Source organism: Nocardia sp. NPDC058114, from assembly GCF_042884695.1.
Taxonomy (GTDB): Bacteria; Actinomycetota; Actinomycetes; order Mycobacteriales; family Mycobacteriaceae; genus Nocardia.
Genome location: NZ_JBHVTK010000001.1, coordinates 672,415 through 693,895 on the forward strand (window position 1 = coordinate 672,415; position 21,481 = coordinate 693,895).

Annotated in this window: 19 protein-coding genes; all 19 read left to right on the top strand. The window is 69.1% G+C overall.

Annotated features, from left to right (window positions below):
* Nucleotides 1–46: 46 nt before the first annotated feature.
* Nucleotides 47–994 (top strand): hypothetical protein, encoded by a 948-nt coding sequence (locus tag ACFVVI_RS03025; protein WP_387444439.1) that lies wholly within the window; start codon nt 47–49, stop codon nt 992–994.
* The gene (locus ACFVVI_RS03030) at nt 991–2,307 is read left to right on the top strand and encodes an adenylosuccinate synthetase (protein WP_387442780.1); all 1,317 of its coding nucleotides are present in this window, start codon (nt 991–993) and stop codon (nt 2,305–2,307) included. The genes ACFVVI_RS03025 and ACFVVI_RS03030 overlap by 4 nt, the downstream gene beginning before the upstream one ends.
* Before the next feature lie 68 nt (nt 2,308–2,375).
* A complete protein-coding gene (locus tag ACFVVI_RS03035; RefSeq protein WP_387442782.1) occupies nt 2,376–3,005 on the top strand; it encodes an NUDIX hydrolase in 630 nt (209 codons plus the stop codon).
* 219 nt (nt 3,006–3,224) lie between these two features.
* Nucleotides 3,225–4,241 (top strand): alkaline phosphatase family protein, encoded by a 1,017-nt coding sequence (locus ACFVVI_RS03040; RefSeq protein WP_387442785.1) that lies wholly within the window; start codon nt 3,225–3,227, stop codon nt 4,239–4,241.
* Between the two features lie 307 nt (nt 4,242–4,548).
* Nucleotides 4,549–6,921, top strand: a complete 2,373-nt coding sequence (locus tag ACFVVI_RS03045) for a bifunctional (p)ppGpp synthetase/guanosine-3',5'-bis(diphosphate) 3'-pyrophosphohydrolase (RefSeq protein ID WP_101467044.1) — start codon at nt 4,549–4,551, stop codon at nt 6,919–6,921.
* Nucleotides 6,922–7,131: 210 nt separating this feature from the next.
* The gene (locus ACFVVI_RS03050) at nt 7,132–8,769 is read left to right on the top strand and encodes a cutinase family protein (RefSeq protein WP_387442787.1); all 1,638 of its coding nucleotides are present in this window, start codon (nt 7,132–7,134) and stop codon (nt 8,767–8,769) included.
* 55 nt (nt 8,770–8,824) lie between these two features.
* Entirely contained in the window at nt 8,825–10,012 is a 1,188-nt protein-coding gene (locus ACFVVI_RS03055) for a hypothetical protein (RefSeq protein ID WP_387442789.1), read from the top strand.
* A 9-nt stretch (nt 10,013–10,021) separates the two neighbouring features.
* Nucleotides 10,022–10,876, top strand: a complete 855-nt coding sequence (locus ACFVVI_RS03060) for a MinD/ParA family protein (protein ID WP_378626934.1) — start codon at nt 10,022–10,024, stop codon at nt 10,874–10,876.
* Entirely contained in the window at nt 10,873–11,514 is a 642-nt protein-coding gene (locus ACFVVI_RS03065) for a hypothetical protein (RefSeq protein WP_378988990.1), read from the top strand. The genes ACFVVI_RS03060 and ACFVVI_RS03065 overlap by 4 nt, the downstream gene beginning before the upstream one ends.
* A gap of 94 nt (nt 11,515–11,608) precedes the next feature.
* Nucleotides 11,609–11,902, top strand: coding sequence for a hypothetical protein (locus tag ACFVVI_RS03070; protein WP_056815437.1), 294 nt, complete (start codon nt 11,609–11,611; stop codon nt 11,900–11,902).
* A complete protein-coding gene (locus ACFVVI_RS03075; RefSeq protein WP_056810720.1) occupies nt 11,902–12,156 on the top strand; it encodes a hypothetical protein in 255 nt (84 codons plus the stop codon). Before ACFVVI_RS03070 ends, ACFVVI_RS03075 begins: the two co-directional genes overlap by 1 nt.
* Nucleotides 12,157–12,164: 8 nt before the next feature.
* Nucleotides 12,165–12,761: a hypothetical protein gene (locus ACFVVI_RS03080; RefSeq protein WP_378988991.1), complete on the top strand. Its 597-nt coding sequence runs from the start codon at nt 12,165–12,167 to the stop codon at nt 12,759–12,761.
* Entirely contained in the window at nt 12,758–13,573 is an 816-nt protein-coding gene (locus tag ACFVVI_RS03085; protein WP_378626938.1) for a hypothetical protein, read from the top strand. Before ACFVVI_RS03080 ends, ACFVVI_RS03085 begins: the two co-directional genes overlap by 4 nt.
* Nucleotides 13,574–13,629: 56 nt before the next feature.
* Nucleotides 13,630–15,081: a hypothetical protein gene (locus ACFVVI_RS03090; protein ID WP_379313399.1), complete on the top strand. Its 1,452-nt coding sequence runs from the start codon at nt 13,630–13,632 to the stop codon at nt 15,079–15,081.
* Nucleotides 15,078–16,574: an SCO6880 family protein gene (locus ACFVVI_RS03095; RefSeq protein WP_378988993.1), complete on the top strand. Its 1,497-nt coding sequence runs from the start codon at nt 15,078–15,080 to the stop codon at nt 16,572–16,574. The genes ACFVVI_RS03090 and ACFVVI_RS03095 overlap by 4 nt, the downstream gene beginning before the upstream one ends.
* Nucleotides 16,575–16,581: 7 nt before the next feature.
* Entirely contained in the window at nt 16,582–18,873 is a 2,292-nt protein-coding gene (locus ACFVVI_RS03100) for a hypothetical protein (RefSeq protein WP_379313400.1), read from the top strand.
* A complete protein-coding gene (locus ACFVVI_RS03105; protein ID WP_056810706.1) occupies nt 18,870–19,178 on the top strand; it encodes a transposase in 309 nt (102 codons plus the stop codon). Before ACFVVI_RS03100 ends, ACFVVI_RS03105 begins: the two co-directional genes overlap by 4 nt.
* Nucleotides 19,179–19,239: 61 nt before the next feature.
* Complete coding sequence (locus ACFVVI_RS03110; protein WP_387442793.1) at nt 19,240–20,895, top strand: peptidoglycan DD-metalloendopeptidase family protein; 1,656 nt, start codon at nt 19,240–19,242, stop codon at nt 20,893–20,895.
* 59 nt (nt 20,896–20,954) lie between these two features.
* The gene (locus ACFVVI_RS03115; protein ID WP_387442796.1) at nt 20,955–21,458 is read left to right on the top strand and encodes a hypothetical protein; all 504 of its coding nucleotides are present in this window, start codon (nt 20,955–20,957) and stop codon (nt 21,456–21,458) included.
* The last annotated feature ends 23 nt before the right edge of the window (nt 21,459–21,481 follow it).

Here is a 21,481-nt window from a genome sequence, read left to right on the forward strand (position 1 = left end):
GTTGAATAGACTAAAACAACGATCAAGGCGAGAGGGCGTGGTTCGGATGGGGTACGGGAACTGGGATGACACCGCCTACCGGGCGGGCAAGACGTATCGGGCGCGGCAGGGGGTGGACGATTTCGGGTACACGGCCGAGATGCGGGCGAAGCCGTATGACACGTGGTGCGCGCATCCGCTGCTCGATCCCTTCGGGGTCGGCACGCGCGAGTGCCGGGACTCGGCCGAGCACGGGAACTCACTGCCGGTGGCCGTGCTGTTCGATGTGACCGGGTCGATGGGCCGGGTGCCACGCATCATGCAGGACAAGCTGGGAAAGCTGCACGGGCTGCTGAAGAACAAGGGGTACGCGCAGGACCCGCAGGTCCTGTTCGGCGCGATCGGCGACGCCGACACCGACCGGGTGCCGTTGCAGGTCGGGCAGTTCGAATCCGACAACCGGATGGACGAACAGCTGCGGGCGATCCTGCTCGAAGGCGGCGGGGGCGGGCAGAAGTCCGAAAGCTATGAACTGGCCGCTTATTTCGTCGCCGAGCATGTCGCGACGGACGCATGGGACAAGCGCGGCAAGAAGGGATACCTGTTCCTGATCGGCGACGAACTGAACAAGCCTCGCCTGGCCGCCCGGCACATCAGGGCGGTGATCGGCGACCATGTGCGCCGCGACGTGTCCGTCGAGTCGATCTATCGCGAACTCGAGCGGCGCTGGCACGTGTACTACATCCTGCCGAATCAGTCGTCGTACTACCGGGATCCGGACATCGCCGAACACTGGCGGGCGTTGCTCGGGCAGAACTTCCTGAAACTCGACGACCCCGGCGCGGTCTGCGAACTGATCGCGCTGACCATCGGATTGGGCGAGGATCGGGTCGATCTCGACACCGGTCTGGCCGATCTGCGCGACGTCGGATCGAGTGACGAGGCCGATGCGGTCGGCCGAGCGCTCGGCTCGAAGCCCGGCCAGGCGCCGCGCGCGCTGCCGCCGGGGCGATGAGCCAGGTGTTCGGTGACAGGCACCTCGTCGTCGTCGATCTGGGCTTCGGTGACGCGGGCAAGGGCGCCACGGTCGACTGGTTGTGCTCGCCCGAGGCCGATCTCGGGGTGGCGGCCGTGGTGCGGTTCAACGGCGGTGCGCAGGCCGCGCACAACGTCGTGGCCGACGGTCGCCACCACACCTTCGCGCAGTTCGGATCGGGGACTTTTTCGGGGGTCCCGACGCTGCTGTCGCGGCACATGCTGGTCGAGCCGATCGCGCTCGCCGCCGAGTCCGAACAGGTGGCGGCGCTCGGCGTGCACGACCCGCTCGGCCTGCTCGCCGTCGACGGCCGCGCCCTGCTGACCACGCCGATCCACATCGCGGCGAACCGTGCGCGCGAGGACGCGAGGGGTACTTCGCGGCACGGTTCCTGCGGCCGTGGTATCGGTGAAACAGCCTGGTACGCACTGGAGAACGACGCGCCGAGCGTTGCCGACTGCCGGGCTCCTGCCGTGCTGCGCGCCAAACTGGATCGGCTCGCGGCGCACTACGAGGACCTCATCGGCCCCAGCGCGCACGGGTACGAATCGATCGATGCTCTGGTGGCGATGTACGGCGATTTCGCGCGAGCCGTCCGCATCACCGGTGCGGAGGAACTCGCCCGGATCGTGCACGGTGGCCGATTGGTGTTCGAGGGCGCGCAGGGTGTGTTACTCGACGAGTGGCGCGGCCTGCACCCGCACACCACCTGGTCGACGGTCGAGCCACGCAACGCCCGCGCCATGATCCGCGACATCGGCGGATCCGCCGCGGTTCTCGGCGTGACCCGCACCTATATGACCCGGCACGGCGCGGGTCCGCTGCCGACCGAAGCGCCGCTCGGTTTTCCCGAACCGCACAACGGCACCGGGCACTATCAGGGTGCGTTTCGGCAGGGACACCTGGATCCGATCCTGCTGCGCTACGCCGTCGATGTGTGCGGCGGGATCGACGGGCTGGTCGTCAACCACCTCGACATGCCCGGAACCCTCTGCGCCGCAGAGGCATACGAGACGCCGGCGGGCAGATCGGCCGAACTGGTCCCCGGCCGGTGGCGTGATCTCGATCACCAGCAGCGGCTCACCGGTCAACTCCTCGCTGCGACACCGATTCTCGTGCCGATCGACACCGACCCGGCAGCGTGGCTGGCCGAGCGGTTGCGGGTACCGGTGGTGCTGACCGGGCACGGCCCGGATCGGCGCGACCGCGCTGTCGCGGCTTCGGTCGCCGACCGGAGGGAGCGGACCGCTGATGTCGGTGGGCAGGGAAGAATCGGAGCATCCGTACCGTGAACCGCGGTACCGGCCGGTGACAACGTACTGCGCCCGGAGCAGAGCAGCTCGAGGCAGGATGGGATGACGTGGAGCAATCCGTTGTGTCGATCGATGTGGTGACCCTGCGGTGCTGGGATGCCGACAGTGGCGTCCGGATCGGCATCGCCCCCCGCGAGTTCGAGCCGTTCACCGGCGAACTCGCGCTACCGGGTGTGCTACTCGGCCGCGGCGAACGTCTCGTCGACGCGGCCCGGCGCGCCGTCCACACCAAACTCGGGGTGCCACCCGCGGCGGTCGGCGCGGTCGGCCAGCTCGTCACGTTCGACGAACCACACCGCGACCCGCGCGGGCCGACGCTGGCCATCGCGATGTGGGCGGTGGTCGCCGAGCACGAGGGACCCGCCGAGTGGGTGGGCTTCGACGAGGTCCCGCCGCTGGCGTTCGACCACAATCGCATCGTCGATACCAGTCGTGCGTTGCTGGCCGGACTTCTGTGGAAGGACCCGACGCTCACCCGGGCACTGGCGGGCACCGAGTTCCCCGCCACCCGCGCGGTCGATCTCAGTACCTCCCTCCACGGCACTCGTCCCGACCCGGCCAACCTCAACCGCACGCTCGCCGCGATTCCAGGGCTCGGCCGGACCGGTGAACGTCGCCGGGTGAAAGCCACCGGGCGGCCTGCTGTGGTGTGGGCGTTCGACGTCGACGGACGCTGAGCCCCGGCGACCGGATTTCCGACTCTCGCTCGGTGTCGCCATCGGTGAGATCGCTTGCCTGCGGCAGTATTTCGGCGTGCGCGCCGAGGCGGCGGAACTCGCCTCGCCCGTTCGCGGGATGTTCAGCGAGGCGTCCGATGCGTGCGAAGCCGATGAAACGTCGATGAACACCGTCGCGTCGGCCTCGCCGCGTCGGTGCCGATCCCGCATCGTGAGGACATGCGCGAGATGTCGGCTCCGGCGAAAGTGCTCGCAGCGCTGGTCACGGCGTTGGTGACGATTCCGCTGGTGGGATCGACGGCAGGCTCGGTAGCGGCGTTCGACGACGTGGGGACGAGGGTCGACGCGGCGGCCGCGTTCGGTGCTCCGCGGCGCGGGGCGGGCGAGGTGGTGAACAAGGTCGTCGTCATCGGGATCGACGGGCTGATGTTCGACAAGGCCGATGCGGCACAGGCACCGCGATTGCGGCATCTCGCCGCGCAAGGGCTGCTGTCGCAGGGGACCATCGCGGGGCACATCACGATTTCCGGGCCGTCGTGGGCCAGCGCGCTGACCGGGGTGTGGGACACCGAGCACGGGATCACCGGCAACGAATTCGACGCGAGTCCGTTCCTGGCGCACCCGAGCGTGTTCACCCGGATCGAACGGGCCGACCCCACTCGGCACACGGTGTCCATCGGCACCTGGCACCAGATCGCGACGATCGCCGCCACCGGTGACCGGCGCGCCGACATCGCCCTCACCACCGCACCCGTCGTCGACGATCCCGACGAGTCGGCCACCGATGCCGCGACCGCCACCGAAGTGGTGTCCGCGATCGAGCGTTCCGGCCCCGATCTGGTCTTCACCCACCTCGACCAGATCGACCTGGCGGGCCACCGGCACGGCGGTGCGTCGCGCGCCTATCTCGCCGCGATTCGCCGGGTGGACGCGCTCGTCGGCCAGATCGTCGCGGCGGTCGACCAGCGCGCGCACGCTCATCCCCGCGAACAGTGGACCGTCCTGGTCACCACCGACCACGGCCACCTCCCGGCCGGTGGTCACGGCGGCCAGACCCCCGCCGAAACCGCCAACTTCGTCATCGCCCGCGGCCCCGACTTCACCCCGGGCACCGTGACCAGCGCCCACACCCTGGTGGACCTCACGCCCACCGTCCTCGACCTCCTCGCCGCCCCGCCCGGCCGTCTCGACGGCCACAGTCTCCGCACCCGCCCGATGCCAGGCGATGAGCGCTGAACAGATTCGCCTCCAGGCACTCCCGCTCCGGCGGGATCCGCGACTCGGTCCCGAACAAAACCACTGATCACGCTGGGAGATGGGAAACGCGCCGGGGACGTCCGAACCTGTCGAACACCTATCCGCACTCCCGGAAACTCACTACGCTGCCCGGGAACGACCGGCAGAAACCGCGAAGAGGCGGATTAGCCGCAGGCCTGTGACCCCGGTGACTCGAACGCCAGGTCGGTACGAGGACTAAAGTGAGGACCTGGGCGGTTGCAGCACTCGGCCGACAAGGTCCGAATGCAGCGTGAGAGGTGGTGGCATGACTCGACAACTGGGCGAGGCGAAGGTTGGGCAGGAATCCACCGGCGCCACGCCGAGCCAGGGTGCACCGGCGAAGACCCCCGAAACCGCCAAGCAGTCCCCGACAGCCTCGGTGCCCAGTTCGGCGTCTCGGCGGGTTCGTGCGCGGCTGGCTCGGCGGATGACCGGTCAACGGGGAATCGCGGCGGTCAAGCCGGTGCTCGAACCGTTGGCCACCGTCCACCGCGAGCTGTACCCGAAGGCCAATCTCGGCCTGCTCCAGCGCGCCTTCGACGTCGCCGACGAACGCCACGCCAAGCAGTTCCGCAAGTCCGGCGACCCCTACATCACGCACCCGCTCGCCGTCGCCAACATCCTGGCCGAGCTCGGCATGGACACGACCACCCTGGTCGCGGCCCTGCTGCACGACACCGTCGAGGACACCGGCTACTCCCTCGAGCAGCTCAAGGAAGAGTTCGGGCAGGAAGTCGCCCACCTCGTCGACGGGGTCACCAAACTCGACAAGGTCAACCTGGGCGCGGCGGCCGAGGCCGAGACCATCCGCAAGATGATCATCGCCATGGCCCGCGACCCACGTGTGCTGGTGATCAAGGTCGCCGACCGGTTGCACAACATGCGCACCATGCGCTTCCTGCCGCCGGAGAAGCAGGCCAAGAAGGCCAAGGAAACCCTCGAGGTGATCGCGCCGCTGGCGCACCGCCTCGGTATGGCCACGGTCAAATGGGAGCTGGAGGACCTCGCCTTCGCGATCCTGCACCCCAAGAAATACGACGAGATCGTGCGCTTGGTCGCCGATCGCGCGCCCTCGCGTGACACCTATCTGGCGAAGGTGCGCGCGGAGATCACCAACACCCTGGCCGCGTCGCGGATCAACGCGATCGTCGAAGGCAGGCCCAAGCACTACTGGTCGATCTATCAGAAGATGATCGTCAAGGGCAAAGACTTCGACGACATCCATGACCTGGTCGGCATGCGGATCCTGTGCGAGGAAGTCCGCGACTGCTACGCCGCGGTCGGCGTCGTGCACTCGCTGTGGCAGCCGATGGCGGGGCGGTTCAAGGACTACATCGCGCAGCCGCGCTACGGCGTCTACCAATCGCTGCACACGACGGTGGTCGGCCCCGACGGCAAGCCGCTCGAGGTGCAGATCCGCACGCAGGACATGCACCGGACCGCTGAGTTCGGCATCGCCGCGCACTGGCGGTACAAGGAGACCAAGGGCAAGCACTCCGGTGACGCCGCCGAAGTCGACGACATGGCGTGGATGCGTCAGCTGCTCGACTGGCAGCGGGAGGCCGCCGACCCCGCGGAGTTCCTCGAATCGCTGCGCTTCGACCTGAAGTCGCCGGAGATCTTCGTGTTCACGCCCAAGGGTGATGTGATCACGCTGCCGCAGAAGTCGACTCCGGTCGACTTCGCGTACGCGGTGCACACCGAGGTCGGGCACAAGTGCATCGGCGCGCGGGTGAACGGTCGCCTGGTGGCGCTGGAACGGCAGCTGGAGAACGGCGAAGTCGTGGAGGTGTTCACCTCCAAGGCGCAGAACGCGGGACCCAGTCGCGACTGGCAGAAGTTCGTGGTCTCACCGCGCGCGAAAGCCAAGATTCGCCAGTGGTTTGCCAAGGAACGGCGCGAGGAAGCGCTCGAGAGCGGCAAGGAGCAGATCTCCAAGGAGGTCCGCCGCGTCGGGCTGCCGCTGCAGCGGTTGATGAGTGTCGAGGCGATGACCGCGGTCGCGCACGAGCTGCACTACAGCGACATCTCCACCCTCTACACCGCGGTCGGCGAGCACCAGGTGTCGGCGCATCACGTGGTGCAGCGGCTCATGGCCCAGCTCGGCGGCATCGGCGATGTGGAGAACGAGCTGGCCGAGCGGTCGACACCGTCGACCACGCCGGCCCGTCAGCGGGTCACCGGGGACGCCGGCGTGCTCATTCCCGGTGCGCCGGGAACGGTCGCGAAGCTGGCCAAGTGCTGCACGCCGGTGCCGGGTGACGAGATCATGGGCTTCGTGACCCGCGGTGGCGCGGTGAGCGTGCACCGGACCGACTGCACCAACGCCGATTCCCTGCAGGAGCAGTCGGAGCGGATCATCGAGGTCGAATGGGCGCCCTCGCCCTCGTCGGTGTTCCTGGTCGCGATCCAGATCGAGGCGCTCGACCGCACCCGATTGCTCTCGGATGTGACCAAGGTGCTGGCCGACGAGAAGGTCAACATCCTGTCCGCCTCGGTGGCCACCCATGGCGACCGTGTCGCGATCAGCAAGTTCACCTTCGAGATGGGCGACCCCAAGCACCTCGGTCACCTGCTCAATGTGGTGCGCAACGTCGAAGGCGTCTACGACGTGTACCGGGTGACCTCCGCCGCCTGACCCCGACCACGGCCCGGGCACTCTCCTCGCGAGGGTGCCCGGGCCGCTGTCTGCCCAGGTGATCGCCGAAAGGTTGCTGGTCGCATCGGGTTTGCCGGGGGCAGCGAAAGGGCCGATTAGGGCAGCGGTTGGGTTACCCGGAATCTGTTACGGTTTAGTGCGTTTCAACGCTCCACTGGTCAGCCGAAACGGACTGTGATGCGGATCGATATGGCTCGGTGCACGACACGACTCACGGGGACGCTGATCGCGTTCACCGTCGCTTCGCTGTCGGTTACGGCGGGGGTGGCCGGCGCGGAAGACGGTACACCCACCACGCCGTCTACACACGTATCCATCGCCGCGTGTCCGGCGCTCTACGCCTTGGGAATTCAGGGCACGGGTGAGTCCTCGCCCGACGCGGCGCCCAGCACCGACACCGGGATGCTGTCGACGGTGTTCCGTCCGATGTTCGCCGGTGCGGCCGACCCGGGCCTCGTCGATCGTGCGTACGTGCCCTATGAGGCCGGTTTCGGCGGTGCGGTCCAGGGCGGCGCGGTGCCGTACACCGAATCGGTGGCCGGGGGCCTGGAACGACTTCGCGCGATGGCGACCCAGGTGGCGCAGCGCTGCCCGGACACCCGGTTCGCGGTCGTCGGCTATTCCCAAGGTGCCCACGTCGCCTCGCTGTTCGCCCAGGAGGTCGGAGCGGGCACCGGGGCACTGCCCGCGGACAAGGTCGCCGCGGTCGCGTTGTTCGCCGACCCGACCCGTGCCGAGAACGCGCCACTGTTTCCCGGCGCGCCCGACCGGACCGCGCCGCTGGCGTCGCCGGGAACCTCCGGCGACGCGGTGGCGAACATCGGTGCCGTGCGTCAAGGGGTCGCCTCCGGTGGTGGGCTCGCCCCGCAGAGCGAGCAGACCGACGACTTCGGTAAACTGACCGGACGTGTCGCAAGCTTTTGTGCCACAGGCGATCTCGCGTGTGACGCACCGCAGGGCGCGCCGATCGTGCGCGCCGTCACCAACCTCATGAGCCAGTCGAAACTCTCCGGCGGCGATCCGATCGGCTCGTTGACCTCGATCGCGCAGGCGCTGGCGTTCACCTCCATCAAAACCGCCACCGCGGTGGTCGAGGAGGACATCTCCGGCGCCACCCTGGCCGACGTGTCGATCTCGCCGAAGAAGTCGATCTCACAGCGAGTGTCCGATGCCTCGGACCCGAACAGCAAGCTCGACATGAACGCCGCGTATCAGGCGCTGCTGAAGGTCGGCATGATCGGCCTGAACGCTGTCGCCACCGTGGTGAAGTCGGTGATCAGCCCGGCGAGTATCAGCGAATTGGCCACGGCCACACTGTCGAATCCGCTGGCCGGACTGACGCTGCTCGGGACGAAACTGGCAGGGGCGGTCCCGCAACTGGTGCCGCCGACCACCGGGGTTCGGCTGGTCAACGAGGCGTTCACCGCGGTCCAGCAGAATGTGACCGACAACGCCGAACTCCTCGACGTCACCACCTGGGTGCGCTACTGGGACACGCTGCAACGCCATGACGCGTACTCGCGGATGGGCGTCGGCGCGAACGGCGCCACCCCGACGGAGTACGTCGGCCGGTGGTTCGCCGCGCTCGCCCACGACGCGGCAGGCGTTTCCGGGAAGGGAACGGTACCGGTCGGCGGGTCCGACTCGCGTGGTATGGGAATATTCCAGAGCCCGACCGGCGCGTCTACGACAACCAAACCCTCCGGTGGGGGACAATTTCCGTTCGGGACAGGAGCCGATGGCGCCTCATCCGGCGGCGCGACGACTCCGCCTGCCGCGACACCCGTAACCACCGCACCCACCACCCGTCCGTTCTCTGTGAACTGATCACCGAGAGGTCTTCGATGCGAACTGTGCCCGGCGCCGTGGAAAGGGGGGAATGTTGAAGTCGTACAACGAATTGTCGCGCTGGTACTCGGCGCTGGAGCCCGAGGCCGAGACCAAGACCGGTGCCCCTGTGCGTCCGGACACCACCGAACCGGTGACGGGCGACGACGACAGCATCGACCGATATTCGACGAGTCCCGGCGCCGCCCCGATCGCCGAGCCGGCGCCGGATCGCGCCACGGCAGGGGAGCGGCAGCCGGAACCGTTCAGCCTCGCCCTGGACTTTCAGCCGACCGCCACCGGCGACTCGCAGCGCGGGGAGACGGGGCATCAGGCGAAAGTTGCCGGCGACCCGCACGGCTGGAACGTCGAGTCCGAGCCGACAGATGGTGACCCCGTCAGTCGGGCCACCGAGTTCGATGACACGACAACCGAATCCGCGGGCTGGGGCGCGGCCGAAGGCGACAAGCGGCCGTACCCGGCCGAACCGGAGGATGCGCCCGAGCCCCCGCCACCGCCTCCCGCGCAACTTGCCGGACGCCGTAGCGACTTCACCGGCGGCTGGTCGGACTGGGTCGCCGAACCGGCACCAGGCCCCGACGACGACTACGACGCCGAACTCGTCCAGTTCCCCTGGCCGGAGGCCGCCGCCGACGAATACGACAACGCCCGTGTGCTCGAGCCCTCCGGTGCCCTGCGGGCGAACCGGAAACGTCAGCGCACGTGGGTGGTTCTCGCGGTCTCGGTCCTCGTGCTCGTGCTCGCCGCGACCGGGGTGTTCTTCCTGCTGTTCGGGCGCGGCGACAGCAACACCGCCCGCAACGCCGCCCCGCCACTGCACTTCACCGCGGGCAACCTGACCGCCGACACCGCGGGCTCGTGCCCGACCGAACGCACCGAGATCGTGCTGCGCAGCGCCGAAGCGGGCGGCACCGACTCGGGCCCCGACGCCGTCCTCGCCTTCCAGTACGCCTACTACGTGACCCGATCGGGGGCGCAGGCCAGAGCGGTGGTCACCCCCGACGCCGACGTCTCGCCGGCCGCCGTGATCCAGCGCGGTATCGACACCATCCCGGTGGGGACCACCCACTGCGTGCGGATCACCACCGTCGCGGCCGACCGGTTCACCGTGGAGGTCACCGAGTTCCGGCCCGCGGGCGCACCGGCCACCTACACCAAGCAATCGGTGCGGACAGCGCTGGTCGGCGATCGCACGCTCATCACGGGCATCGCGGCAGGGTAAGGAGAGGCGATGACAGACGATTGGAGCCGATGGCTCGACGAGGCCCCCGAGGGGGACCCGTCCGATGACCTGGCGCGTGATCCGGCTCCGGTGGTGCGGTTGCGGCGTCGCAACGGTGAGCGCCGCGACGGTACTCGCAGGCCGATCCTGGTGGTCGGCGGCTGCGGCGGCGCGGGCACCACGACGACCGCGCTCGGCCTGGCCGCGGAGCTCGTCACCGCGGGTGCGACGACAGTGGCGGTCGACGCGACCGCGGCGGGCAGCGACATCGCGCTGCGTGGGGCCGACAAGCACCTGCACCCGGTGAACCTGCAGTCCTGGGTGTACGGCCGGGGCGACGACGAACCGGCGCCGCTGGAAGACTGCCTGTCCCGCTCCACCTCCGGGTTCGGGCTGCTCTGGCGGGACGCGACCCCACTGCGCCGCCGCGCGACATTTCTCACTGTCGCGCGGGCGCTGGACACCGGTGGGTACACCGCGGTCTACGACGGCGGCAACCCGATTGCCGGACGGCAACTGCGGCCCCTGCTCGACGATGCCGATATCGCACTGGTGCTGGCCATCCCGGCCCGCGTCGACGCCGCCAACCGGCTGCGCGTGACCCTGGAATGGCTCGACGACCACTACGGCGACGACGGTGCCGGTGTGGTCGCCGACACCACTATCGTTGTCTCGCATCAGTATTCGCACGACGACTCGCGCGTAGCGGAGCATTTGCGCGAGCACCTGTCGGGGTGGGTGCGCGAGGTCGTCGAGATTCCCTACGATCCGCATCTCGCGCGCGGAGAACTCGTCCGCCACGCCGAGCTGGCCGAGACGACGCGTTCGGCGTATGCGAGCTTGCTCGCGGGGGTGGCATCATGACGGCAGCCATGAATCTTCGTCGTCGTCGTGAACCGGACGTCCCCGCCGGTGTAGTCGCGCCGCCAGAATCGCTGCGCGCCAAGATCTGGGAGCGCCCGGTGCCAGGGGTCGGCCGGGCGCCGCTGGTGTGGTTGCTCGGCGTGCACGGTGGCGCGGGCGCGACCACGCTGTCGCATGTGCTCGCCCCCGCCGCCGACGCACGCGGGCGCTGGCCCGGGGTGTTCGACCGCGAATCCCCCTATGTGGTCCTGGTCGCCAGGGAAACCATCTCCGGACTCACCCGTGCGCACGATCTGCTGCGCCAGCATCACGCCGGGCTCGCGGGCCCGGCGCTGGTTCTCGGCCTGATCACCGTGGCCGCGCGTCCCGGCCGGATGGCACCGGAGATCCGGCGCTACCGGGAGGTGGTCGGCTCGCTGGCCGGGCACGTCTGGCAGGTGCCGTGGTTCGAGGAATGGACTCTGGTGGAGTCCGATGCGCTTCCGGTGTGGTCGCCGGGCGACGAGGTGGCGGTCAAGAAGCGCCGCCCCGACCCGCTCGACGACGTGCCGGTCGAAATCGGTGACCTCGGTACCGATGTGGTCGCCGCGATCCGCACCAGTCTCGGCCCGCCCACGTCGGGTCAGGGTCGATCATGAACGCCGGGCGGTTCGCCGGTCGGTGGTGTACAAACGTGTGTCGTCGTCGAAGTGTTTGTGGCACAACACCTTTACTGTGGGAGAAAGGCACCCGATGAGCATGCTCCTCCTCGCCGTGCAGGACACGTACGGCACCGTGCTGGCCCAGGTCGGTAACCCGACCCCGGAGGCTCCTCCCGGCTCGGAGAAGATCCTGCAGCTGGTGCGTTACCTCACCTGGTTCGTGCTGCTGTCGGGCATCTGCGGCATCACCTACGCGGGCGGCAAGTTCGCGTGGGAGCGCTGGACCGGTGGTGGTCTCGAATCGCCGAAGATGGTGGCGGGCGCCATGATCGGTGGCGTCGTGGCGACCAGCGCCGGCACGATCATGAGTGCGGTCATCGGTTAGTGATCACCGTGCTCGCCTATAAACAGATCCCGGCCGACGTGTTGGCGCCGATGATGCAGTTGCTCAACTGGCTGCTCTGGTTCGTCCTGCTGTCGTGCCTGGCCTGGATGATCCTGTCGGCGGGTCGATTGTGGATCGCGTTCCGCAGCGACCTGGCGGTCAACGACGCCTCACACGGCGTCCTGATGAGCCTGATCGGTGCCTCGGTGGCCAGCACCGCGTCGGCGATCGCGCTGGCCTTCCTGCCGGCATGAATTCCACAGTGACACGACCGGTTGCGGTCGGTATCGCATTGCTCGCCGCGGCCGTCGGCTGTGGTGGCGGTGGTGATACCGGCCCCGACCTGACAGCCGCGCCGACCGGGGTGGGCTGGCAGGACTACCAGGGCATCTCCCTGCCGCACACCGATCAGGGCCCGAAAACAGTGGGGCAGGGCGCCGCGACGGGGTTCGAGCATTCCCCGCGCGGGGCCGGGCTGGCGGCACTGACCCACACCATCCGGTTGTCGGTGGCGCCGGACAGTCAGTGGGCCCAGGTGGTCAACGCCGAACTCGTCCCGGGGCCCGCGCGGGACGAGTGGGCGATCAACCGAGTACAGCTGTCGATCACCGGACCCGCCACGGCGGAGTACGCGCCGAAATTGTTGGGTTACAAAATTACCGAATATCGTGACGAGCGAACGACTGTCGACGTCTATACCGAATACTCCGACCGGTCACGGGCGGTGAACCACACCACGGTGAGCTGGTACGGCGGAGACTGGCGGCTGCAGTTACCCGATCCCCGGTCCACCGACCGGCCGGTCGACCCGATCGATGAATTACCGCAGGACATTGTGACATTGGAGGCACCGCAGTGAGCGAGAAGGAGCCGGGCACGCGCGACCGCGCGTCCTTCGGCATGATCGCCTCCGGTGCCCTGCTCGCCCTGATCATGGTCGTCGGCGCCGTCGTGTACTTCACTCGCGACGGCGGCAGCGAGGTGGACAACGCGCCGCCGCCCGCCCAGGCCGCGGGCGGAACGGGATTCGCCGAACCCGAGGTCGACCTGCTCGGCAGGCGGGTGGACATCCCGAACAACCCGGCGGGTCAGCCGCTGGCCCAGCAACCGGGTACGCAACGTACCGCCGCGGACCCGGATTGGCTGACCGGCGCGCCGGAGGGCACCACGAAACCGCACGGCTGGCAGCGTGTCTACGGCGCGTCGGTGCCGTTCTCCACTTCCGACGGGCCGTCGCGAATCGAGGACGGACTCGCCGTCGGCTACGCGCGGACACCACAGGGCGCCGCACTGGCCGCCGCGCAGATCACCTACCGGCTCAACGCCCGCCCGGCGGACCGCGACCTGTATGTGACGCAATTGCGGGTCAGCACGGCGCAGCTGGCCGCCTACGACTCCGCGTTGTCGGGCGAGCGGCTGCCCAAACAGCAGCCGGAGAAGGTGACCCGGTATTTCGTGGCCTCCGACGCGTTCAAGATCGACGATTTCGCCGAGGATCTGGCGATCGTGCGGCTGGCTTCGCGCGGTCCGGTGATCGATGGCAAGCAGCTGTACGCCGCGATGCGGATGATCGTGGTGTGGGACGCCGGTGACTGGCGGCTCAAACCGTCGACGACAGCAAATACCCAGACCGAATACGTGGAATCGCTGGCGGGGTGGACGACATGGTGATCGAGGTACAGCACAGCCCGGATCGATTCCGCGCGGACCATCGAGGGGTGCCAACTATGCTGAGGCGGATCGTCACCATTTTCGCGGTGATCTTCACCGTGATGATCGCGACGCCGACGGTGGCCTACGGCCAGACCTACGGCTTCGACGAGGCGTGCAACGAACTGCACGACACCCTCGACAGCGTCGCGATCCCCGGAGTCTCGCTCGGCGACGCGGCGTCGGCGGTGTGTAAGGCGGGCAATGCCGCCTCCCACCCCGGCGACGCGGCCACCGCGGTCAAGGACAAGGCGTGGGATTCCACCTTCGGCAAGGTGGTCGACTCGCTGATGAAGGGCCTCGGCGAGGCGCTGATCCTGGCGTTGACCTTCTGGATGAAGGTGCCCAACGAGGCGGTGAGCGACTCGGGGGCACTGTTCACCAAGATCAACGACTACACCTATCAGATCCAGATATTGCTGTTGATCGCCTCGGTGATCATCACCGGCGGCCGATTGGCCGAGGCCAGACGCGGGGCGGCCGTGAGCGAGGCCGCCGAATCGTTCCGACTGTTCGCCAGGGTGGTGTTCAGTTCGTGGATGCTGGGTGCGGTGATCGTCGCGGGTACGCGAGCGTCGGACAAGTTCTCCGAGTGGATCATCGACGACGCCACCGGCGGCAATGCCAAGAACATGGCCGAATTGATGGTGAAAACCAGTAAGTTGCAGGCCTTTTCGCCGGGCCTGGTGCTGATCATCGCCATCGTCGGCCTGCTCGGCGCGCTCGCCCAGATCGTGCTCGCCATCGTTCGGCAGGGTCTGCTGGTGGTCGCCGCGGGCGTGCTGCCGCTGGCCGCCGCCGCCTCGGCGACGGGCACCGGCAAGCAGTCGTATCAGAAACTGGTCGGCTGGATCATCGCGTTCATGCTGTTCAAACCGGTGGCCGCGATCGTGTACATGATCGCGTTCACCACCGCGGGCCACGTCGACGAGACCACGGACTCCGGCGGCTTGCCCAGCGGCGAGGACGCGCAGCGGATGCTGGTCGCGCTGGTGTTGCTGTGCAGCGTGGCGTTCGTGCTGCCCGCGCTGATGCGCCTGGTCGCGCCGGCGGTGGCCACGGTCGGCACCGGTGGCTCGGGTCTGATGGTGGCCGGTGGTGCGGCGGTAGCGGCGATGGGGCTCGGTGCGATCGGCACCAAGGCTGTCGCCTCTCGGCCGGTGGCGGCGCCCGGCTCCGCGGGCTACTTCGGTAATGGCGGTGCGGGTCCGCGGCCCGGTGGACCCGGCGGGGGCGGGGGAAGCGGCGGCGGTGGCGCGGCGCCACGACCGACACCGCCACCACGAGGGGGTGCGCCCGCGCCCGCGACGACGAGTTCGGGCTCGGTACCCGCCGGCGCCCGCAATGTGGCGGCCGCTCGGACCGCGGCCAACACCACCTCGCGCGCGGACCAATCGATGGGCGACGTCGCCGGTGACCGCTGGGCGAATCGTTCACCCGACCTCGGCAGGAGCACGATTCCGCGATGACGACCTCGGCGACCGACACCTACGAGCGCCGCTCGTACGGGCTGTGGCAGAAACCGCGCAGCGCGGGCCTTTTCGGCCTGCGCTGGGAAGAGACCGTGATCGGTTTCGTCGTGGTGATCACGGCACTGATCTGCGCGATGGTCGGTGGATTCAAATGGGGCCTCGTCGTCGGCGGGCTCGGTGCGCTGGTGATGGTGCCCCTGGTGTGGCGGACGGGGGGCCGCTCGGGCTATGAGACGGGACTGATGATGTTCAACTGGAGGCGCTCGCGCAACAACGGCGAGCACGTGTATCGCGGTGGCCGGTTCTCCCGGATCCCCGGCGGTGTCACGAAATTGCCGGGGCTGCTCGCGCCGTCGAAGCTCTACGAAGGCATCGACGCCGGTGGGTATCACTTCGGGATGATCCATCTGCCCGCGTTCGCGCAGTACACGGTGGTGTTGCGGGCCTGGCCGCAGGGGCACGAGGCGGTGGACCAGCCGGTGATCGATCGCTGGGTCGCGGCCTGGGGCACCTTCCTCGCCTCGGTCGGGCAGACCAGCGACATCGTCGCGGTGGTGCCGGTGATCGACACGGTGCCCGAGACCGGAAACCGGTTGCTCAACGAGGTGTCCACGATCACCCGCCCCGAAGCCCCCGATCTGGCCCAGCAGGTGATGTACGAGCTGGCGACCGAATTGCCGCAGGAGCGTGTGCAACTGCTGCCGCGGGTGGCGATCACGTTCAAGGCGACCACCGCCGAGCGGCGCAAGAACCCGGCCGAGGAAGCGGTGGAGATCGGGCGCAGGCTGCCCGGTATCTGCGCGGCGCTGGCCGAGGCCGGGGTGCGGGCGCAGCCGATGTCGGCGGAGGAGGTCATCTCCTTCATCCGCCGCAGCTACGACCCTGCCTCGCAGGCCGACCTCGAGGTGGCCGCGGCCGATCCCGGTGGGCACGGCCTCGGCTGGGACGACGCGGGTCCGGTGTCCTACGACGAGAAGTGGGATCACCTGATCCACGACGGCGGCCGCTCGGTGACCTGGGAGATGGACGCGGCGCCCGAGGGCGCGGTGGACGAGCGGGTGTTGCAGCGATTGCTCGCGCCCAATCCCGAAGTGCCACGCAAACGCATCGCGATCGTCTACCGGCCGCACTCGGCCGCCGACGCCGCCGAGATCGTCGACGACGACTTCAAGAACGCGCTCGTGGCCCAGCAGAGCGAACGCGGCGTGGTCTCGGCGGCGGCGACGCTGCGCGTCGGCGCCACCCAGCAGGCGCGCGAGGAGCAGGCGCGCGGACACGGTGTCACCCGGTTCGGTGCGCTGGTCACGATCACCGAGCCGCTGCGCGGTGATCTGCCCCGCATCGAGGCCATCACCCGCGACCTGTCCACGCAGGCTCGGCTCAAGATCCGGCGCTGCTACCGCTACCAGTCCGCGGCGTTCGCGGCATCTCTCGGTTGCGGCGTGATCCTGCCCGAACACGCAACCATTCCGAAGGCATTGGCGGGGTGAGGCGATTATGGGACGCGACTACGAACCTCCGGTGCGCGATCGCGACGACGTCGCGTTGCGCCCGGTCCACCGGCCGCCGCGCATCCGCGGCGAACGCGAGCCACGGCCCGCGGGGAGCGCGCCGCGCGTGAGCGACGACGTGCTCGGCCTCGACGAGCGCACCGACCGCGACGAGCGAGAAGGCTCGGCGCGGGGATCACGCACGGCCGAAGGCCGTCCACCGGTCGAGCACCGGGCACGGGACGAAGCCCGCACCGAGCGAGGTCGTCCACCCCGGCCCCGTGGCGAGGAGCCACGCAGGCCACGCGAGGACGAGCCGCGTCGATCGCGCGAGGGCGAGCGGCGGACGCGGGGTCCGCGTCCCGATGCCGATCGGGGCGCCAGGGCGCGCGCCGAGCGTGGGTTGCGCGACCAGGATCACGGTCCCCGGTTGGAACACGAACGCCCACAGGGTGATCCGCGCCGGCGTCCCAAGCAGGCCGCACCGAAGCCGATGAAGAAGGCGCGGCCCGCGAAGGCGGTGCGCGCGGTCCGGGCCGACGAGGCCGCCGATCGGGCGATGGGTTCGGGCCGGTCGGCGAAATCGACCAAGCCGGACCGGCGTTCGCAAGGCCCCTCGCTGCTCGACGACGCTACCCGCGCCCGCTACGAGATGATCGCCCGCGAGCAGTCGGGTCTGCGCGCGGCCTGGGCGACGTTCCGGATCCACACCGACGATCTGCGCCGCAACAACGCGCACGCGCGCACCGAGGCCGTGGTCAAGGACGGGTTCGACCGCACCACCGCCGAATTGACCGACCGCGGGTACTCGGGCGCGGGCGGCGGCAAGATGAACGTCGTGGGCCGCCCGGTCGAGTATCGCGCCACCACTGCCCAGGTCGCGGGTCTGTGGCCGTGGTCGGTCGGTGCCGGTGCGCCGTTGATCGGCACCCCACTCGGCTCGCACCTGCACACCGGCGCCCCGGTGTGCTTCGACCCGATGAACTGGTTCATGCGCGGCAGTTTCATCACCGCGCCCAGCCTGTTCGTGCTCGGCCTCAACGGTTTCGGCAAGTCCTCGCTGGTGCGCCGGATCGTGCTCGGCGGCATCGCCCAGGGCATCACCCCGCTGATCCTGGCCGACGTGAAACCCGACTATCGCAAGATGGTCGAACTCGTCGGCGGCCAGGTGATCGACCTCGGCTACGGACACGGCAAGCTGAACCCGCTGGCCGCGGGCGTGCTCGGTTCGGTGGTGCCACGCCTGGCGGACGAACCCGCACTGCAACGTCAGGTGCTGCAGGATCTGCGCGCCCGGCAGGTGACGTTGATCGCGGGCCTGGTGGAACTGGTTCGCGGCGCCCGCGTCGCCGACTTCGAGGAAACGCTGATCGCCACCGCGCTGCGCATCCTCTACCAGCCCGGCGGGTTCACCCCCGACAAACCGCCGATCATGGAAAACCTGCTCGAGGTGATCGTCGGCGGCGGCGCCGAGATGATGCTCGACGCGGGCGCCGACAACGCCGACGAATACCAGAACGCGATCAAGGGACTGCGCCGATCGTTGCGCGCGCTCACCCAGGGCCCGTTCGGCGCGATCTTCAACGGCCAGACCAGCGTTCCGATCGACACCAGCGCCGTGGCGGTGTGCATCGACGTCTCGCACATCCCCAGCGGCGACAAGAAGCTCAAGGCCGCGGTCATGCTGGCCTGCTGGGCAGACGGTTTCGCGTCCGTCGAGGCCGCGCACGTGCTGGCCGACGCGGACCTCGGCCCGCAGCGCTACTTCCAGGTGGTGATGGACGAGCTGTGGCAGGTGCTCGGGCTCGGCGACTTCATGGTCGACCGCGTCGACGAGCTGACCCGTCTGCAGCGTGGCCTGGCCACCGCCCTGATCATGATCAGCCACACCATCAAGGACCTGCAGGCGCTGGGGTCGGACGCCGCGATCGCCAAGGCCATCGGCTTCCTGGAACGCGCGCGCGCCAAGATCTTCGGCGCGCTACCCGCCGAGGAGATCAGCAGGCTCGACTCCACGGTGCCGTTCACCTCGGCCGAGCAGGAGATGGTGACGAGTTGGTCGGCGCCGCAGGCCCTCACCGGGGAGGCGCTCAAGCCCGGCCAGCAGCGGCCGTCGCCGCCCGGTACCGGCAAGTTCCTGCTGAAGGTCGGCGAGGATCGCCGGCCGGGCATTCCTTTCCACATGGAGTTCACGGTGTCGGAGCGAGAAAGCGGAATCCACGACACGAACCAGCGCTTCAGCGAGTTCGGCGACAACCCCAGGGGCACGCCGGACTATTCGAACGGGAGTGAGCAATGATGCCGCACCGGTCCTATCGCCGGGTCTCGCCGGAGGTCCGCAATGCCGCCGTCGCCCAGGTGGTCGCGCTGACCGACAAGTTGCGCAGCGAATCGGAGGCCTGCCGAATGGTGGCCGAACAGATCGGCGTGCACGCCAATTCGGTGCGCAACTGGGTCCGCGCGACCCAGGACCCGAGCCTGGACCGCATGGACGCCACCGCGCTACGCCGCAAAGTGGCGCTGTTGCAACAACAGCTGGCCGCCGCCGCGGAAATGAACCGCACGCTCGCCGACACGCTCAACGAGTCCCGGCGCCGAACATGAACTCCGCCGCGGCGGACGTTGCGCGAATCGGCGCCCGGCGCGGACCGCGGGGAGGCGGCCGGTGAACGTCCGCACGATGATGATGACGGTGTTCGGCTCGGTCATCGGGTTGGTGGCCCTGGTGCTGGTGATCGTGCTGCCGTCCTCGGATGAGACCTGCGAGACCGGCGATGTGCTGGTCGGATCGTCGGTGCCCACGCTGCCCGAACTCGGTGGGGACAATCGCGCGGGCGCGACCAGTGCTGCCCCGCCGACATCGAATCCGGCGGTCACCGGAACACCGGTGCTGGCCGCGGGTGTGGGTCCGCTGCGCCGCACGTTGCCGCTGGAGACCGGAACGTTCACCATCTCCGATGTGTTCGGTTCGCGCGGCGGCGATCACAAGGGCATCGACATGGCCGCCACCGACGGCACCACGATCTACTCGGTGTCCGACGGCAGGGTCGTCGCCGCCGGTCCCGCTTCCGGTTTCGGCAACTGGATCGTCGTCGATTCCGTCGACACCAACGGTCGCGCCTACTCCGCGGTGTACGGCCACATGTGGGACGCCGGCGTCAAGGTGCGCACCGGCCAGACGGTGACCGCGGGTCAGCCGATCGGGATGGTCGGGTCCGCGGGCGAATCGAGCGGTCCGCACCTGCATTTCGAGATCGTGCCCGGTGGCCGGTTCACCGGCGGTCGTCAGATCGACCCGATGCCGTGGCTCGACGGCGCGCCGACCCCGGATGTCGGTGGCGCGCGGGCGTTTTCGAGCGATCCGAACTGTGTGCGCGGATTCGGCAGCGCCGGTGGGGCATTGGCCGACGGGAAGGTACCCGCCGAACTCGAGATCTGGTATCGCCGCGCGGGAACGGTGTGCCCGGAGATCTCCTCGTCGCTGCTGGCCGCGCAGGCCAAGCAGGAGTCGGGATTCCGGCGGGGGCTCACCTCGCCCGCGGGCGCCCAGGGCCTGGCCCAGTTCCTGCCGGGCACGGCGGCGGGCATCAATCCCGAGGACGGTCAGCCCTACGTCATCGACGCCGACGGCAACGGGTCCGCCAGCGTGTGGGACGACGGTGACGCGATCATCGGACAAGCCCGCTACATGTGCTCGATCGCCCACAAGATCGCGGGCTGGATGGCCGCGGGGCGCGTGTCGGGCGACCTGGCCGCCCTCACCCTGGCCGGGTACAACGCCGGTGAGGGCGCGGTGCTGGCCTCCGGAGGGATGCCCAATCAGTATGCGGCGCACTATTCCGAGACCAGGCCCTACGTCACCAACATCTTGTCGATGGAACCCCAGTACCGCGCGCCCGGCGCACAAGGCCGGTTCACCCCCGGGCAGGGCAGCGACGGCGAGCAGATCGTCGAGGCCGCCCACGACTGGCTCGGCACACCGTATGTGTGGGGCGGCGGCGGCGTACAGGGGCCGAGCGGTGGCGGATTCGACGGGCCGGGACTGACCGCCGCGGCGGTGTTCGCCGCGTCCTCGGGCGCGGTCACGTTGCCACGCACCGCCGAACAGCAATGGGAGGCCGGGCGGGAGGTCCCGATCGCGAAGGCGGTCGCCGGTGATCTGGTGTTCAGCGGGTTCGGACGGCAGGGCCCGACACAGGTCGGGATCTACGCGGGCAACGGTCGGCTGATCCAGTCGGTGCCGCCGACGAGCAACCGCGGTGGCGGGGGTGTCGCCGAGGTGGCGGTGCCCGGCGACGCACGGGCGAGGAGGGTGTTGTGACCACGCGACCAGCGATAACCTGGTGGGAGAGAACACGAATCCGCACAACCCTGGCGGTGATGCTCGTGGCAGTCCTGCTCTCGGTTCCGGCGTGCAGCGGTGATGCCGAGCCGACGCGTCCCGAGGCGACTTCCACCACGCGTCTGCTCGAAGCCGCGGTCGACCCGACGACTCCCGACGGTGTCGCGGTGGTCGCGCTGCGCGAGGTCTACACCTGGTACCCCGCGACCGGGCAACCCGGATCCTCGCTGCAGCGCGCGCGAGAATGGCTGGGGCCCAGCATGATACGTATGCTGGACAGTTCGATCGGGGCCACCGCGACTCCGAAACCGTCGCTGCAGTGGGCCGACTGGGCCAAGGCGAAAGCGCGCGTGGAGGCGTTCACCTTCGCCTCGGGGGAGCCGGCGCCCGCGAGCGCCGATCCCACGGTGGCGCAGTACAAGATCGGCATCGAACAAACGGTCGTCTACCCGAACGGCCGCACCGAAGAGCTACCGCCGAGCACCGTCATCGCGACGGTGGTGCAGACCCCGCAGGGCTGGCGCCTCGACGCGTTCCGCTGACCACCCACCACGTCCACACAAGG

Coding starts and splice junctions, on each gene's coding strand:
- ACFVVI_RS03025 (WP_387444439.1), top strand. CDS start 47: ATGGGGTACGGGAACTGGGATGACACCGCCTACCGGGCGGGCAAGACG.
- ACFVVI_RS03030 (WP_387442780.1), top strand. CDS start 991: ATGAGCCAGGTGTTCGGTGACAGGCACCTCGTCGTCGTCGATCTGGGC.
- ACFVVI_RS03040 (WP_387442785.1), top strand. CDS start 3,225: ATGCGCGAGATGTCGGCTCCGGCGAAAGTGCTCGCAGCGCTGGTCACG.
- ACFVVI_RS03045 (WP_101467044.1), top strand. CDS start 4,549: ATGACTCGACAACTGGGCGAGGCGAAGGTTGGGCAGGAATCCACCGGC.
- ACFVVI_RS03050 (WP_387442787.1), top strand. CDS start 7,132: ATGGCTCGGTGCACGACACGACTCACGGGGACGCTGATCGCGTTCACC.
- ACFVVI_RS03060 (WP_378626934.1), top strand. CDS start 10,022: ATGACAGACGATTGGAGCCGATGGCTCGACGAGGCCCCCGAGGGGGAC.
- ACFVVI_RS03065 (WP_378988990.1), top strand. CDS start 10,873: ATGACGGCAGCCATGAATCTTCGTCGTCGTCGTGAACCGGACGTCCCC.
- ACFVVI_RS03070 (WP_056815437.1), top strand. CDS start 11,609: ATGAGCATGCTCCTCCTCGCCGTGCAGGACACGTACGGCACCGTGCTG.
- ACFVVI_RS03090 (WP_379313399.1), top strand. CDS start 13,630: ATGCTGAGGCGGATCGTCACCATTTTCGCGGTGATCTTCACCGTGATG.
- ACFVVI_RS03095 (WP_378988993.1), top strand. CDS start 15,078: ATGACGACCTCGGCGACCGACACCTACGAGCGCCGCTCGTACGGGCTG.
- ACFVVI_RS03100 (WP_379313400.1), top strand. CDS start 16,582: ATGGGACGCGACTACGAACCTCCGGTGCGCGATCGCGACGACGTCGCG.
- ACFVVI_RS03105 (WP_056810706.1), top strand. CDS start 18,870: ATGATGCCGCACCGGTCCTATCGCCGGGTCTCGCCGGAGGTCCGCAAT.
- ACFVVI_RS03115 (WP_387442796.1), top strand. CDS start 20,955: ATGCTCGTGGCAGTCCTGCTCTCGGTTCCGGCGTGCAGCGGTGATGCC.